Source organism: Klebsiella sp. P1CD1 (assembly GCF_003790505.1).
Taxonomy (GTDB): Bacteria; Pseudomonadota; Gammaproteobacteria; order Enterobacterales; family Enterobacteriaceae; genus Klebsiella; species Klebsiella variicola.
In genome coordinates this window covers 3071342-3085922 of sequence record NZ_CP033631.1, presented here as the reverse complement: position 1 = coordinate 3085922, position 14581 = coordinate 3071342, and the positions used below count along the sequence as shown (strand labels likewise).

Sequence of the window (14581 nt, the reverse complement as noted above, 5' to 3'; positions counted from 1 at the left end):
GTTTACTCCTTAAACCTTTTCGATGTCGACCAGGTTGGTATGCTGTGGATTCCCCTTCGCCAGCGGCGACGGGCGGTGGGTGGTCAGCGTATTCATGCAGGCGCCATGGTCGATCCGGTCTCCGGCCATATTCGCGTCGTGCCAGGCGCCCTGGCCCATCGCCGACACGCCCGGCATGATGCGTGGCGTCACTTTCGCCGGAAGACGGACTTCGCCGCGCTGATTAAAGACGCGCACCATATCGCCGTTTTTAATCCCGCGTTTTTCCGCGTCAAGCGGATTGAGCCACACTTCCTGGCGACAGGCCGCTTGTAATACATCGACGTTGCCGTAGCTGGAGTGGGTGCGCGCTTTATAGTGGAAACCAAACAGCTGCAGCGGATACTGGCTGCGCAGCGGATCGTCCCAGCCTTCAAATGTGGAGGCGTAGACCGGTAGCGGGCTGATAACTTCGTCTTTCTCCAGCTGCCAGTGGGCGGTAATCTCGGCGAGCCGGCTGGAGTAGATTTCAATTTTGCCGGACGGGGTTTTGAGCGGATGCGATTCAGGATCGCGTCGGAAGTCGCGATAGGCGACGAAGTGGCCGTTCGGATCTTTACGCTTGTAGATGCCCATCTGTTTCAGGTCGTCGTAGCCAGGTAGCGCCGGGTCTTTCGCCACCATTTTGGCATACAGATGCTGCAGCCACTGCGCCTGCGTGCGCCCCTCGGTAAAACGTTGATGCACGTCGTCGCCGAGCCGTTTCGCCACTTCACTTAAGATCCAGTAAATCGGTTTGCGTTCGAACTTCGCCGAGGTAGCAGGCTGGATAAAAATGAGATAGCCCATATTGCCGGCGTAGTCGTTGGGAATAATATCTTCCTGCTCAACGGTCATCAGATCGGGCAGCAGCAGGTCGGCGTATTTCGCCGACGAGGTCATAAAGTTGTCGATAACCACAATGGTCTCGCACTTGCTTTCGTCCTGCAGGATCTCGTGGGTCTTATTGATGTCGGAGTGCTGGTTGATGATGGTGTTGCCCGCGTAGTTCCACAGGAACTTGATCGGCACATCCAGCTTCTCTTTGCCGCGTACGCCGTCGCGGGTGGCGGTCATCTCCGGGCCTCGAGCGATGGCGTCGGTCCAGGTGAAGCAGGAGATGGCGGTCTTCACCGGATTTTCCAGCACCGGCAGACGTTCGATAGTGATGGTGTAGGTTGATTCGCGGGCGCCGCTGTTGCCGCCGTTGATGCCGACGTTGCCGGTTAAGATCGGCAGCATGGCGATCGCGCGGGCGGAGAGTTCGCCGTTGGCCTGGCGCTGCGGTCCCCAGCCCTGGCAAATATAAGCCGGTTTACTCATGCCGATTTCGCGCGCCAGCTTAATGATGCGATCGGCGGGGATGCCGGTAATACGCGAGGCCCACTGCGGCGTTTTAGCGACGCCGTCGTCACCCTCGCCAAGAATATACGCTTTGTAGTGGCCGTTTGCCGGCGCCCCGACCGGCAGCGTTTTCTCATCGTAGCCAACGCAGTATTTGTCGAGGAATGGCTGGTCGACGAGATCCTCGTTTATCAGCACCCAGGCGATACCGGCGACCAGCGCGGCGTCCGTGCCGGGACGAATAGGGATCCACTCATCTTCCCGACCGGCGGCGGTATCGGTGTAGCGCGGGTCGATAACGATCATCCGCGCGTTAGAGCGCTCGCGAGCCTGCTCCAGATACCAGGTAATGCCGCCGCCGCTCATCCGGGTTTCCGCCGGGTTATTGCCGAACATCACCACCAGCTTGCTGTTTTCAATATCCGAAGTACTGTTGCCGTCGTTGCTGCCGTAGGTATAGGGCATCGCGCAGGCAATCTGTGCGGTGCTGTAGGTACCGTACTGGTTAAGCGAGCCGCCGTAGCAGTTCATCAGCCGCGCTACCGGCGACGCTGAAGGCGACGAACGGGTGATGTTGCCGCCGACGATCCCCGAAGAGTAGTTAATGTACACGGCTTCATTGCCATACTGGGCAACGGTGCTTTTCAGACGGTCAGCGAGGATATCCAGCGCCTCCTGCCAGCTGATGCGTTCAAATTTGCCTTCCCCGCGCTTGCCGATGCGCTTCATGGGATAGTTAAGGCGATCCGGATGATTGATGCGCCGACGAATAGAGCGCCCGCGCAGGCAGGCGCGGACCTGGTGGTCGCCGTAGCGGTCGTCGCCGGTATTATCCGTTTCGACGTAAACCACTTCATCATCCCGCACGTGCAGCCGCAGGGCGCAGCGGCTACCGCAGTTGACCGAACAGGCGCCCCAGACAATGCGGGTGTTGTCGCCGGTAGCCTGTTGTACTGCTGCCGCGGCGCTGCGCAGTGTAAAGGGCAGGGTAAGCCCGCCGGCGGCCAGCGCCAGAGAGCTGAGGGCTGTGGATTTGAGTAGCGCGCGTCGGGAGACGCCGCCGGGGGATTCCTGATTCGACATTGCTCACTCCATGATAGTTATGCTGTGCGGAGAAGGGCCGCCACGTCATTAACAGACGCAGGGGTGAGCGATAATACGTTATGGGTAGCCAGCAGATCTTATCCCTGGTCAATGCAGGGATAAGATCTTTCATTTGAAACCGAAGTGGGTTTACTGAGCGTCGTTTTCGGCGGGACTGTCGCTGTTACGCGTATAGGTGATTTTGAAGGTGTCATTGGCGCAATGACCGACCACCTGAACCCCGGGCTGGTCTGCCTGATCGTTTGGCACAATGGCCAGGCTGAAGGCGGTTTCCGGTACGCCATTGTTGATGATCTTCTGCTGGATGTCGCTTTTGACCCGTTCACAAGAGTCGGGGGCCGCCAGCACGGTCGTGGAGCACAGCAGTAGCGCAGCGCCTGTCCAGAGGGATAGTTTCATCTTACACTCCTTATCGATGTTATCCAGAATTAAGCATAGCAGAACTGGTGTAAACAATTGTATTTGCTAATATGATCTGATGTACACAAAAGGAATCGCCTGTGAAAAGATTGTATTGGCTGATCCCGGCAGCGCTGCTGCTGACGGCGTGTGACCGCCAAAGCGCTCCGGAAGCCTTCACCCCGGAGATGGCGAGTTTTTCCAATGAGTTTGAGTTCGATCCGCTGCGCGGGCCGGTGAAAGATTTTAGCCAGACGCTATTGGATGAACACGATGTGGTGGTCAAGAAGGTGAGCGCTCAGCTGTCAAAAGAGGGATGTTTCGATCTGCTGACCCTGGAAGATGTGGAGAACAATACCGGCGCCACGCTGCTGCTGGATGCCAACTATTACGTCGATGGGCGCACCCACGAGAAGCGACTGCGCCTGCAGGGCAAGTGTCAGCTGGCAGAGATGCCCGCCACGGGGGTGAGTTGGGAGACGGATGATAACGGTTTTATTATTCGCGCCCGCGGCAAAGAGACCACCGCCACCTACCGCTATGACAGCGATGGCTATCCGCTGGGAAAAACCACCACCGCCAAAGAAGAGCAATTTACCGTCGCCTCCACGCCGTCGAAAGATCCGCGCAAGAAAATGGACTATACCGCCATCAGCACCTTCAACGAACGCACACTGGGCACGGTACGCCAGACCTGCGACTATGATCGCCACGACAATCCGCTGAGCTGTGAGCTGCAGGTGATTGATGAAAGCGTGCAGCCGCCGCTGACACGCCATTACACCATCAAGAACCGCATTGATTATTACTGAGCCGTCGGCTTCAGCAGGGCCGGTCCTGGGGTTTTGTGTTCGGCCAGATACTGGTGCTGGAACAGACACATGCGAATGGTGTTGCGGTACTCGCCGTTAATGAAAAACTCATGGATGAGTTCACCCTCGACGATAAAGCCGAGCTTGCGGTAAATATGGATCGCTTTTTCATTCTCTTTATCGACAATCAAATACAGCTTATACAGATTAAGAACCGTAAAACCGTAGTCCATGGCCAGCCGCGCCGCGCGAGTGGCAAGGCCTTTTCCCTGGAAGTCCGGTGAGATAATGATCTGGAACTCGGCCCGCCGATGAACATGGTTGATTTCAACCAGCTCTACCAGCCCGGCTTTATCGCCATTGCATTCGATGACAAAGCGACGCTCGCTTTGATCGTGGATATGTTTGTCGTACAGATCGGAGAGCTCAACGAAGGCCTCGTACGGCTCTTCAAACCAGTAGCGCATGACGCTGGCGTTGTTATCGAGCTGGTGGACAAAGCGCAAATCTTCCCGTTCGAGGGGGCGGAGTTTGACGTGTAGCGCGTCGGTCATGGGTCATCCTGTGGTTAAAGCTGAACAGCGCGTTATGAAAGGCGGCGCCCGCAGGCGCCAGCGTTGACAGGAAGCGGATCAGGGATTGATTGCCCGGCCGGTGCGGCGGTCAAGGCAGCGCAGGGTGTTCGGCTCCCAGTAGGCATTGACGTTGGCACTCTTCTGGCAGTTATCCTGCGCGTCGAAGGCGACATCGGTTTTGTCCCACTCTTTTTCCGCCCGCTTATTGACCTTCTGGCGCAGGCTGCGGGTGTCGTTCCATTGCTCTTTTTCCATCGACGCCTGCTGACGGCTTTGCGCGCTGTCGCCAGATTCAATCACCAGCCGGTCGGTGGCGGCGAAGGAGCTGGAGGTATAGACCACGGCGCTCAACGCCAGAATGGCGGTCAGGCACCAGCGTTTCTTCAGTGTCATGTTCATCACGGTTTCCTTTAAGTGATGGGTTAACCCTCAGGCTAAGTTTACTACAGCTCTTTTGCCGGGCATAGCCGACAAAACAGCGTGGGGCAGAAGCCATTATCGCGTAGAATGGTTCAACGCTTTGTCTCATTTACGAATCTTTTAATGCTCAAAACAACGCTCCTGTTCTTTGCCACCGCCCTGTGCGAAATCATCGGCTGCTATCTGCCGTGGCTATGGTTAAAGCGCGGGGCCACGCCGCTGCTGTTGATCCCCACCGGCCTGGCGCTGGCGCTGTTCGTCTGGCTCCTGACGCTCCATCCTGCCGCCAGCGGGCGGGTCTATGCCGCCTACGGTGGGGTGTACGTCTGTACCGCCTTGCTCTGGCTGCGGGTCGTGGATGGCGTCAAGCTCAGCCATTACGACTGGGCCGGGGCGATCATCGCCCTGTGCGGCATGCTGATCATCGTAGCGGGCTGGGGGCGGGCCTGAGCTCGCCTTGTGTGATCGCTGCCACTTTTTTAAACCTTAATTCTTGTATGGTAGTCGACCTGTTGCCTTACTTATCAGACATTCTCTTTTGTTATGACTCTGTAAGGAACAACGATGGCTATCGAGACACTTGCCGCCCGGACGGGGGCGACGCCGCTGCGTATCCGTCGGGTGCAGAAGATCACCCTGACGCTGCTGTTTATCGCCGGTATCGTCAACTTTCTTGACCGCTCTTCGCTGAGCGTCGCCGGGGAGGCGATACGCGCCGACCTGGGACTCAGCGCCACCGAGTTTGGGGTGCTGCTCTCCGCCTTTTCGCTCTCCTACGGCTTCGCACAATTGCCGTCGGGAATATTGCTGGATCGCGTTGGACCGCGCATTGTGCTCGGCGCCGGACTGATTTTCTGGTCCGCAATGCAGGCCCTGACCGGGATGGTCAATTCGTTCTCGCATTTTATTCTGCTGCGCATTGGCCTCGGGATTGGTGAAGCGCCATTTATGCCCGCCGGTGTGAAATCAATCAATGACTGGTATGCGCAAAGAGAGCGCGGTACGGCGGTGGGGATATTTAACTCCTCGACGGTGCTGGGGCAGGCCATTGCGCCACCGGCTCTGGTTATTATGCAACTGGCCTGGGGCTGGCGAACGATGTTTGTGGTGATTGGCTTAGCCGGTATCGTGGTCGGTCTGTGCTGGTATGTGGGCTACCGAAATCGCCGGCACTTCACCCTGCAGGAAGAGGAGCAGCAGTATCTGGCCAGCGAGGAGGTGGCCCGCCCGGCGCTGAAATTTAGCGAATGGCTGGCTCTGTTTAAACGGCGCACCACCTGGGGGATGATTCTGGGCTTTTCCGGTGTGAACTACACCGGCTGGCTGTATATCGCCTGGTTGCCCGGCTATTTGCAGGCACAGCAGGGGTTAAGCCTGGCCCGTACCGGCTGGGTGGCGGCGATCCCGTTCCTTGCGGCGGCGGTGGGGATGTGGGTCAATGGCCTGGTGGTCGATGCTCTGGCGCGCAGAGGTTACGATCTGGCGAAAACCCGGAAAACGGCGATCGTGATCGGTCTGGTGCTGTCGGCCCTGGGCACCCTGCTGGTGGTGCAATCCTCCACGCCGACCCAGGCGGTGGCTTTTATCTCCATGGCGCTGTTTTGCGTCCATTTTGCCGGGACGTCGGCCTGGGGGCTGGTGCAGGTATTGGTGGCAGAGCATAAAGTGGCTTCGGTGGCAGCGATCCAGAACTTTGGCAGCTTTGTGTTTGCCTCCTTTGCGCCGATCGTCACCGGGTGGGTGGTGGATACCACCCATTCTTTTAATCTGGCGCTGGTGATCGCCGCCGGCGTGACCTTCACCGGGGCGTTGTGCTACTTCTTTATCGTTAAAACCCGTATCGACTAACCGCCAGACCGGACTCCCGGTTAAATGACAGGCCCGCAGGGACGCGTGGCCGGTGTGTCATTCGTCGACTTCTTTTATTTCCTCGCGGCGACTGTTTCCCCATTCCATCAGCGATGATTTTGTGACGGTTCACTCCCGGCAGCGAACCGGCCATATCTTCTTGTATGGTAGTTGACAGAAATCAAAGATGTTATACCAATTGCGTGCGATGGTTGAGACACAAAGGCATTCTCCTCGAGAGTTCTCCCCGAGAATGGTTGATGAGACACATAACAACGAGAGTCATCATGGAAAACACCCTTTTAACCGCCAACGCCATGCTGCCAGGCTACGATCGCAGCGCGCTGATCCCCCGTATCGTGCACCTTGGTTTTGGCGCATTCCACCGCGCCCATCAGGCGGTATATGCCGATATTCTTGCCAGTGAACATGGCAGCGACTGGGGCTATACCGAAGTCAATCTCATCGGCGGCGAGCAGCAGATCGCCGACCTCCGCCAGCAGGATCGGCTGTACACTGTGGCCGAAATGTCCGCCGACGCCTGGACCGCACGCGTGGTTGGGGTGGTGAAGCAGGCGCTGCACGCCCAGGTTGATGGCCTCGAAGCGGTGCTGGCGGCGATGTGTGAGCCTCAGGTAGCCATTGTCTCCCTGACCATTACCGAGAAAGGTTATTGTCATTCGCCGGCCAGCGGCGAGCTGCAGCTCGATCACCCGCTGATTGTCGCCGATCTGCACAACCCACACCAGCCAAAATCGGCGCCGGGCGTGGTGGTGGAGGCTCTGGCTCGCCGTCGGGCGGCAGGCTTGCCGGCTTTTACCGTGATGTCCTGCGACAACATGCCGGAAAACGGTCACGTGATGCGCAATGTCGTCTGCGCCTACGCCCGGGCGCTGGACGCGGAGCTGGCGGCCTGGATTGAACAGAACGTCACCTTCCCATCGACCATGGTGGACCGCATTGTCCCGGCCGTTACCGCGGAAACCCTCGATAAAATTGAGCAACTGACCGGCGTGCGCGACCCGGCCGGGGTGGCCTGCGAACCTTTCCGTCAGTGGGTGATTGAGGATAACTTTGTTGCCGGACGTCCGCAGTGGGAAAAAGCGGGAGCGGAACTGGTCGCCGATGTAGTGCCTTTTGAAGAGATGAAGCTGAGGATGCTCAACGGTAGCCACTCGTTCCTGGCGTACCTGGGCTATCTGGCCGGTTATCAGCACATCAACGACTGTATGCAGGATGATAACTATCGCCGCGCGGCGCTGGCGCTGATGCTGGACGAACAGGCGCCGACGCTGAAAGTGCAGGGGGTAGATCTACCGCGCTACGCCAGTCTGCTGATTGACCGCTACTGCAATCCGGCGCTGAAGCACCGTACCTGGCAGATAGCCATGGACGGCAGCCAGAAGTTGCCGCAGCGCATGCTGGACTCCGTACGCTGGCATCTGGCGCACCAGCAAGATTTCACACTGCTGGCGCTCGGTGTGGCGGGCTGGATGCGCTATGTCGGCGGCGTTGACGATGCCGGCCAGCCGATTGAGATTTGCGATCCGCTGTTGCCGGTTATCCAACAGGCGGTGGCGGCCAGCGCCGAGGGTGAAGCGCGGGTGAAAGCGCTGCTGGGTATTGAGGCGATCTTCGGCCTGGCGTTGCCGCAGGAGCCCCGTTTCGTCTCGGCGGTGACCCGCGCCTATCTGGCGCTGCAGCGGCTGGGGGCCAAAGCCACTGTCGCCGCGTGGGCTGCCGAGCAATAATCCGCTTCCGGTGTCGGCCTCGTCGTCGACACCGGCTATTTTGTTATCTCTGCCACCTTCCGCTGATATTTCTTTTTTTGCTGTCGATCGGTTTTAGCGCGCTGAAAAGATGATCGAACGCAATGTCTATACATAACTCTATATTTCCCTGATTTACTAAAGATAATTAGCTGTTATTTTTCCGAATAATGGCTGGTAATTTACTGCCATAATGGCATAGTTAAGTCATTGAAAAAGAACTTTCTCTGGAAAAGGAGTACGGGCCATGTATAAAAAAATTTTATTGCCTGTTGATGTCTTTGAAATGGATTTAAGCGATAAAGCTGTGCGTCACGCGGAATTCCTCGCCACTGCAGAAAACGGTGAAATCACATTGCTCAACGTTCTGCCGAACAGCAGTCGTTCACTATTACGCGGCTTTACGGCGGATATTCGTAAATTTGAAGCCTATATGAAAGAAGAGTCGGAGAAAAAGATGCGCGAGGTGGCGCGACTGTTCGACATTCCGATGTCGCGGATCCATACCCGGGTGGTCTTTGGTAACGTGCGCGACGAAATTCTGGCTATCAGTAATAACGAAGAGTTCGATGTGATAGTGGTTGGCTCCCGCAAACCGGGCATCTCCACCCATCTGCTGGGCTCCAACGCCGAGTCGATTCTGCGCTACGCCAAAACGCCGGTGCTGGTCGTCCGTTAATCCCCTCATGACGACGGCTGCGTCAGCCACGCTGGGCAGCCGTCTGACCATTAATCTTCGCTAAACCAGTCGCGGTTCTCCTGGCGGATCAGTAACACGGACTCGCTGATTTCATGCAGATGGACATTCATTGCCTGCTCTACTGCCTCCGCGTCGCGTTTTTCCAGCGCGGTGAAAATCTCATGGTGCTGACGCAGGAGCATCTCCGGTGAGGTGATATGGTCCAGGCTCATGTAGCGCACGCGGTCGATGGCGGCTTTAATATTTTCCACCGTATCCCACGCCAACTGACAATCGGCAATGATCGACAGCTTCTGGTGAAACTCATCATCAAGCAGGAAAAAGTCGTTTGATTGTTGTCTGTCGACGGCAATACGCTGCTGATGGAGATTCTGCTCCAGCTGATAAACCTGCTCATCGTTAATCATGCCGGCGGCGCGGCGGACCACCGCGCACTCAATCGCCTGGCGGACAAAGCAACCATTGCGCACCTGCGACAAGGAAATTTTATTGACGTAGCTGCCGCGCTGGGGACGTATCTGGATAAGCCCATTTTCCGCCAGCTTGATGAAGGCCTCGCGCACCGGCTGACGCGACACATCGAAACGCACGGAGACTTCTTTCTCGGACAGCGGTGTGCCCGGCGGGATCAGGCAGTGAACGATATCCCGGCGGAGGATGCGATAAATTTGCTGATTAACGGGTTGCGTCGGATTCAGTTGCGATTCTGCGGCCATTGATGGTTACTTTTTAAGGGATTATGCGCACTATTTTACGCGTTTTTTGCGGTTCCGCCCATACCCGGCCCGCAGGCCGGGTGGCAGACGGTTAGCCCTGGCGGTGAACGCTGAGTCCGGCAAAACTCTGGCTCACCGGCATCATCTCCAGGGTGTTGATGTTGACGTGCTTCGGCAGGGTGGCCACCCACCAGACCGCCTCGGTCACATCTTCCGGCGTCAGGGCTTCGGTGTTCTCATAAGTTTTCCCGGCCTTGGCGTCATCACCTTTAAAGCGGACGTTGGAGAACTCGGTGCCCCCCACCAGACCCGGCTCGATGTCGGTGACGCGCACCGCGGTGCCATGCAGGTCGGTGCGTAGATTCAGACTGAACTGACGGACGAAGGCTTTGGTCGCCCCATAGACGTTGCCCCCGGCATAAGGCCAACTGCCTGCCGTGGAGCCGATGTTAATGATATGCCCGCGATTGCGCTCCACCATACCCGGCAGGACCGCGCGGGTCATGTACACCAGCCCTTTATTATTGGTGTCGATCATATCTTCCCAGTCTTCCACGCTGGCGCGGTGCGCCGGCTCCAGACCCAGCGCCAGACCGGCGTTATTCACCAGGACGTCAATCGCCTGCCACTCGGCGGGCAGATCGGCAATCAGCGTCTCAATGGCGGCGCGGTTGCGGACGTCAAGCTGGGCGATATAAAGGTTGTCACCGAGGTCGTCTTTCAGCGTCTTCAGGCGCTCTTCACGACGTCCGGTGGCAATCACTTTATGGCCGTTAGCGACGAAACGGCGAGTAATACTTTCACCAAAACCGGCGGTGGCACCGGTAACCATGATAATCATCTTACTGTTCCTCAACGCTTTTTGTGTTTTCATACCATAGCACGCACAGACGGCGACCGGTAACGGAAATCATTGCGACCCCTTAAGGAGAAGCCTAATCTTACAGGATTAGCCTGTGCAGGAGAGAAAGATGTCTGAACAAAATCCCTTTTTTAGCGTGAGTTTGCTGCCTTACCAGGCACCCCCGTTTGATCTCATCCAGGACTGCCACTATCGCCCGGCGTTTGATGAGGGTATCCGGCAGCAGCGCGCGGAGATCCGCGCGATAATCGACAACCCGGAGCCGGCGAATTTTGCCAACACGCTTGAGGCCCTTGAACAGAGCGGACAGCTGCTGGCTCGAGTGACGCGGGTCTTTTTCGCCATGGCTGGCGCCCACACCAACCCGTTCATCCAGTCTCTGGATGAAGAATTTTCTGCTGAGCTCGCCGAGCTGGGGAATGACATCTGGCTTAACGAGGCCTTATTTCAGCGAGTGAACAGCGTCTATGAGCAGCGTGACGCGCTGGCATTAGACAGCGAATCTCATCGTCTCCTGACCCTCACCTGGCAACGTTTTGTCCATGCCGGGGCGACGCTGGCGCCGGCGCAGAAGGCGGTGCTGCGCACGCTGAACACCGAAGCGGCGACCCTGCAAAGTCAGTTCCAGCAGCGGTTGCTGGGGGCGGCCAAAAGCGGTGGCCTGGTGGTTGATTACCGACATCAACTGGATGGCCTGGCGGATGAGGAGATAGCGGCGGCCGCCGACGCGGCGAGGGAAAAAGGGCTCAGTGACCGCTGGCTGCTGACGCTGACCAATACCACCCAGCAGCCGCCGCTGCTCTCTTTGCGCGACCGACAGACGCGGGAGAATCTCTTTGCCGCCGGCTGGACGCGCAATCAGCAGGGCGATGAGCATGATACACGTCGCCTGGTGCTGCGACTGGCGGCGATCCGCGCGCAGCAGGCGGAGCTGCTGGGCGCGGCCGATTACGCCAGCTGGGCGCTGACCGATCAAATGGCGGCCTCTCCGGCGGAGGCATTAAATTTTATGCGCCGGATCGCGCCGGCTGCGAGGGCGCGGGCGGAACGAGAGCTGGCTGACATCCAGCAGGTGATTGACAACGAGGGCGGGGCGTTTCGCGCCGCGGCATGGGACTGGCTCTATTACAGCGAACAGGTGCGGCGAGCTGCCTTTGCCATTGATGATGCGCAGCTTAAACCCTATTTTGCTCTCGAGCGCGTGCTGCAGGATGGCGTCTTCTGGACAGCCACGCAGCTCTTTGGCCTCCGCTTTGTCGAGCGCTTCGATATCCCCGTCTATCACCCGGATGTTCGGGTCTGGGAGATCTTCGATCACAACGGCGAAGGGATGGCGCTGTTTTACGGTGACTACTACGCACGCGACTCAAAAAGCGGCGGCGCCTGGATGGATGTGTTTGTCGAACAGTCTACCCTGCGGGAGCAGCGACCGGTTATCTACAATGTCTGCAACTACGCCCGGCCGCAGGCAGGGCAGAGCGCGCTGTTGTCGTGGGATGAGGTGATCACTCTGTTCCATGAGTTTGGCCATACCCTGCATGGGCTGTTCGCCAGCCAGCGTTACGCCAGTCTCTCCGGAACCAATACCCCGCGCGATTTTGTCGAATTTCCTTCGCAGATCTTCGAACACTGGGCCAGCCAGCCGCAGGTGTTTGCCCACTACGCGAAGCACTACCAGTCCGGGGAGCCGATGCCGGAAGCGCTACGCGACAATATGTTGCGTGCGGCAACCTTCAATAAAGGTTACGACATGAGCGAGCTGTTGGCTGCTGCGTTGCTCGATATGCGCTGGCATAGCCTGTCGACCTCGGCGATACCGGAGGACGTGGATGGGTTTGAGCAGAAGATATTGCAGGAAGAACACCTGGATCTGGCGGCCGTTCCGCCGCGCTATCGCAGCAGCTATTTCTCCCATATCTTTGGCGGCGGCTACGCGGCAGGCTATTACGCCTATCTATGGACCCAGATGCTGGCCGACGACGGCTATCAGTGGTTCGTGGAGCAGGGCGGTTTGACCCGTGAGAACGGTCAGCGTTTTCGGGAAGCGATTCTGTCGCGCGGCAATAGCACTGATTTAGCTGAACTTTATCGCCAGTGGCGCGGGCACGATCCACAGATTGAGCCGATGCTGAAAAATCGTGGGTTGAATGCGTAGGGCCATTTCGGGCTGACACGATAACCGGGCGCGATGCCCGGTTTTTTTTCGACTTTTTCTTCCCCAAAATCCCTCCAAAACTTTTCCCCAAAATAAATTTTTAAATTTTGCTAAATTTGCATGGGGGTACGGCCCAATTTTTCACGTAGCTACACCTTTACTTTCACCCAATCGAGACCCCGATCGTTGTGATACTGTGCTGTCATTTTTTCTGATGAGTGTCCTAACAGCTGTTGGGTATTGATTCCCTGTGCCTCATACAGACGTTCGGACAGTGAGCGCTGCTCATGGAAAGTAGGCATTGTTTTCCCTCTTTCAATGGAAAGGTTAGTGCTATCCACTGCGAGTTTGAAGGAAACGCTAAGGCTGTTCTCGCCAACCTGATCGCCGGCTTTTCCTTTCCCGCTGGACGTTACGTGGTGAAGAAGCCACGGGCTAACAACCCGATCCCTACAGCGCTTGATAACTTGTGCCAGGTTAATGTCCAGCACCTCACTGCGCAAACTGAGTGGAATAGCAAGTTTCACACCTGTCTTTAGCTGCTTAACGTGCAGGTATCCATCCCAAACATCTGAGAACTTCATTTTGGCGAGATCACCGCGCCTTTGTCCGGTGGCTATCGCCAACAGCATGGAGTTTTGAACGTAAGGGGCCATATAGCTGGCCGCTTCAAAGATCGCTTGCCACATTTCAAAATTCAGTCGAGAGCGGTTTACTCGAGCAACGACTTTTCTGGTAGCTAGTGCCGGGTTGTATCCTGGCTCAACTTCGCCCGCATGTTGTGCTTCCCTGAACAAATCGATCCAGACGCTACGAAGCGTTTGTGCCATTCGTGCTTTACCTTTGGCTTTATATTCGTCGGTAATGGCTGCAAGCATTTTCGTGGTTACTTCCTGTAGAGCACTGTCAGCAGTTGAGTACGTCCGCGCAGTGATTCGGATCACCAGACATCAGGGGCGACTCACGACCGCCGAGGCATTGGTGAGAGCTAATTTGCCGGAGATGTGCCAGGGGAGGGAGGCTGCCTAAATCCCCCGCAGAACGCAAAGCCGCGCAGCTAATCTGTTAGTGATATATAATCCCCTTCATAACCTGAGGGGGATTTATGTTTAAAGAAAAAATGAACCTTGAAGCTGGCTACACTCTTTTGGACGACGGCACAGTCAGGAGGGGGCATTTAGTTAGCCGCATAGATCGAAGTTACATTGTCTTGGACGAGAATCAGAACAAAATTGGCACAGCCACAGTGACTGTTATCGAGCAAACCAAGCCGCCATTTAAGGAAGATGTTCATATTGTGAGAAAGGACCTGGAAGGGAATGTGGTTCTTGATGTGCGGTATGTAGATGATTAATAATGAGTAAATTCAACATTGCAGCCAAATCGAAAGACGAGCAGGACAAGGTCAACGTCGACCTCGCCGCTTCCGGCGTAGCCTACAAAGAGCGCCTGAACATGCCGGTTGTCGCCGAAGAAGTAGCGATTATCAGGTAGGGAAGGGCGTATTTAATTTCGAGTGAGGAAGTACAGGGGAGGAAAAATCGTGCTAGATCTTGAAAGCATTTATAAAAATGTAAGTGTGGAAGATGTTCTTCTGTATTTTTCACCTATTACTCCATACCCTAGCATCGACCGTATGTATGTTAGGTATAACTTTGATGTTGTTGCTAATGGTGAGTTACTAAGGACTCATGACAGACTGTTCAAGGAAGGAAAACTAAAACATACAGGCCAACCTCTTCCCGATAAAGGCCCTAACTGGAGAGAACCTGAATTTGTCAAAGAAAAACGGTATGGGGTTACCTAGGAACTCTCAACTTCCAGTAGCCTAGGGATACAAGGAAAACAACAGTTGGTAT

Annotated in this window: 15 protein-coding genes and 1 pseudogene; 9 read left to right on the top strand and 7 right to left on the bottom strand. The window is 56.4% G+C overall.

Annotated elements, in window-relative coordinates; translation table 11 throughout:
- Positions 1-9: 9 nt before the first annotated feature.
- Both ynfE and DTA24_RS15465 read right to left on the bottom strand, forming a co-directional pair.
- The gene (gene ynfE / locus DTA24_RS15470) at positions 10-2445 is read right to left on the bottom strand and encodes a selenate/tellurate reductase subunit YnfE (protein WP_023322551.1); all 2436 of its coding nucleotides are present in this window, start codon (positions 2443-2445) and stop codon (positions 10-12) included.
- Positions 2446-2595: 150 nt separating this feature from the next.
- Positions 2596-2865 carry a DUF1161 domain-containing protein gene (locus DTA24_RS15465; RefSeq protein WP_008805014.1) on the bottom strand — a complete coding sequence of 90 codons (270 nt, stop codon included), beginning with the start codon at positions 2863-2865 and terminating at the stop codon, positions 2596-2598.
- Between the two features lie 101 nt (positions 2866-2966).
- Between DTA24_RS15465 and DTA24_RS15460 the strand changes: the two genes are divergently transcribed.
- On the top strand, positions 2967-3677 hold the full coding sequence (locus DTA24_RS15460) for a YnfC family lipoprotein (protein ID WP_008805013.1): 711 nt from the start codon (positions 2967-2969) through the stop codon (positions 3675-3677).
- Here the strand turns inward: DTA24_RS15460 and speG are convergent.
- Together speG and DTA24_RS15450 are read right to left on the bottom strand one after the other, a co-directional pair.
- A complete protein-coding gene (gene speG / locus DTA24_RS15455) occupies positions 3671-4231 on the bottom strand; it encodes a spermidine N1-acetyltransferase (RefSeq protein WP_008805012.1) in 561 nt (186 codons plus the stop codon). The two genes, DTA24_RS15460 and speG, sit on opposite strands and share 7 nt — an antisense overlap.
- Before the next feature lie 78 nt (positions 4232-4309).
- Positions 4310-4651, bottom strand: a complete 342-nt coding sequence (locus tag DTA24_RS15450; RefSeq protein WP_023322552.1) for a DUF1283 family protein — start codon at positions 4649-4651, stop codon at positions 4310-4312.
- A 108-nt stretch (positions 4652-4759) separates the two neighbouring features.
- Here DTA24_RS15450 and DTA24_RS15445 point away from each other — a divergent pair, with 108 nt between their 5' ends.
- The 4 genes from DTA24_RS15445 to DTA24_RS15430 all read left to right on the top strand — a co-directional run bounded on the left by DTA24_RS15445 (position 4760) and on the right by DTA24_RS15430 (position 8968).
- Positions 4760-5122 carry a YnfA family protein gene (locus tag DTA24_RS15445; protein ID WP_162493261.1) on the top strand — a complete coding sequence of 121 codons (363 nt, stop codon included), beginning with the start codon at positions 4760-4762 and terminating at the stop codon, positions 5120-5122.
- A 114-nt stretch (positions 5123-5236) separates the two neighbouring features.
- A complete protein-coding gene (locus tag DTA24_RS15440) occupies positions 5237-6520 on the top strand; it encodes an MFS transporter (RefSeq protein WP_023322553.1) in 1284 nt (427 codons plus the stop codon).
- A 287-nt stretch (positions 6521-6807) separates the two neighbouring features.
- Entirely contained in the window at positions 6808-8271 is a 1464-nt protein-coding gene (locus DTA24_RS15435; RefSeq protein ID WP_023322555.1) for a mannitol dehydrogenase family protein, read from the top strand.
- 265 nt (positions 8272-8536) lie between these two features.
- The gene (locus DTA24_RS15430; protein WP_008805007.1) at positions 8537-8968 is read left to right on the top strand and encodes a universal stress protein; all 432 of its coding nucleotides are present in this window, start codon (positions 8537-8539) and stop codon (positions 8966-8968) included.
- Positions 8969-9018: 50 nt separating this feature from the next.
- Here DTA24_RS15430 and DTA24_RS15425 read toward each other — a convergent pair whose 3' ends face one another.
- Positions 9019-9705, bottom strand: a complete 687-nt coding sequence (locus DTA24_RS15425; protein WP_008805006.1) for a GntR family transcriptional regulator — start codon at positions 9703-9705, stop codon at positions 9019-9021.
- A gap of 91 nt (positions 9706-9796) precedes the next feature.
- Positions 9797-10546 (bottom strand): bifunctional NADP-dependent 3-hydroxy acid dehydrogenase/3-hydroxypropionate dehydrogenase YdfG, encoded by a 750-nt coding sequence (gene ydfG, locus DTA24_RS15420; protein ID WP_008805005.1) that lies wholly within the window; start codon positions 10544-10546, stop codon positions 9797-9799.
- Between the two features lie 130 nt (positions 10547-10676).
- Between ydfG and dcp the strand changes: the two genes are divergently transcribed.
- Complete coding sequence (gene dcp, locus DTA24_RS15415) at positions 10677-12722, top strand: peptidyl-dipeptidase Dcp (protein ID WP_123836933.1); 2046 nt, start codon at positions 10677-10679, stop codon at positions 12720-12722.
- A 149-nt stretch (positions 12723-12871) separates the two neighbouring features.
- Here the strand turns inward: dcp and DTA24_RS15410 are convergent, their stop codons facing one another.
- A complete protein-coding gene (locus tag DTA24_RS15410) occupies positions 12872-13600 on the bottom strand; it encodes a tyrosine-type recombinase/integrase (RefSeq protein WP_227540378.1) in 729 nt (242 codons plus the stop codon).
- 227 nt (positions 13601-13827) lie between these two features.
- On the opposite strand from DTA24_RS15410, the gene DTA24_RS15405 reads away from it, so the two are divergent.
- The 3 genes and pseudogenes from DTA24_RS15405 (at position 13828) to DTA24_RS15395 (ending at position 14529) form a co-directional block, all read left to right on the top strand.
- Entirely contained in the window at positions 13828-14076 is a 249-nt protein-coding gene (locus DTA24_RS15405; protein WP_016160798.1) for a hypothetical protein, read from the top strand.
- Between the two features lie 2 nt (positions 14077-14078).
- A pseudogene (locus DTA24_RS15400) lies at positions 14079-14204 on the top strand (DNA polymerase III subunit theta); the annotation flags it as partial.
- 61 nt (positions 14205-14265) lie between these two features.
- Positions 14266-14529 carry a hypothetical protein gene (locus DTA24_RS15395; protein ID WP_032755662.1) on the top strand — a complete coding sequence of 88 codons (264 nt, stop codon included), beginning with the start codon at positions 14266-14268 and terminating at the stop codon, positions 14527-14529.
- The last annotated feature ends 52 nt before the right edge of the window (positions 14530-14581 follow it).

Bases quoted from the DNA above. Each gene is read 5' to 3' on its own strand.
- ynfE (WP_023322551.1), bottom strand. From the start codon at position 2,445: ATGTCGAATCAGGAATCCCCCGGCGGCGTCTCCCGACGCGCGCTACTC.
- DTA24_RS15465 (WP_008805014.1), bottom strand. From the start codon at position 2,865: ATGAAACTATCCCTCTGGACAGGCGCTGCGCTACTGCTGTGCTCCACG.
- speG (WP_008805012.1), bottom strand. From the start codon at position 4,231: ATGACCGACGCGCTACACGTCAAACTCCGCCCCCTCGAACGGGAAGAT.
- DTA24_RS15450 (WP_023322552.1), bottom strand. From the start codon at position 4,651: ATGAACATGACACTGAAGAAACGCTGGTGCCTGACCGCCATTCTGGCG.
- DTA24_RS15445 (WP_162493261.1), top strand. From the start codon at position 4,760: ATGGTTCAACGCTTTGTCTCATTTACGAATCTTTTAATGCTCAAAACA.
- DTA24_RS15440 (WP_023322553.1), top strand. From the start codon at position 5,237: ATGGCTATCGAGACACTTGCCGCCCGGACGGGGGCGACGCCGCTGCGT.
- DTA24_RS15435 (WP_023322555.1), top strand. From the start codon at position 6,808: ATGGAAAACACCCTTTTAACCGCCAACGCCATGCTGCCAGGCTACGAT.
- DTA24_RS15430 (WP_008805007.1), top strand. From the start codon at position 8,537: ATGTATAAAAAAATTTTATTGCCTGTTGATGTCTTTGAAATGGATTTA.
- DTA24_RS15425 (WP_008805006.1), bottom strand. From the start codon at position 9,705: ATGGCCGCAGAATCGCAACTGAATCCGACGCAACCCGTTAATCAGCAA.
- ydfG (WP_008805005.1), bottom strand. From the start codon at position 10,546: ATGATTATCATGGTTACCGGTGCCACCGCCGGTTTTGGTGAAAGTATT.
- dcp (WP_123836933.1), top strand. From the start codon at position 10,677: ATGTCTGAACAAAATCCCTTTTTTAGCGTGAGTTTGCTGCCTTACCAG.
- DTA24_RS15410 (WP_227540378.1), bottom strand. From the start codon at position 13,600: ATGCTTGCAGCCATTACCGACGAATATAAAGCCAAAGGTAAAGCACGA.
- DTA24_RS15405 (WP_016160798.1), top strand. From the start codon at position 13,828: ATGTTTAAAGAAAAAATGAACCTTGAAGCTGGCTACACTCTTTTGGAC.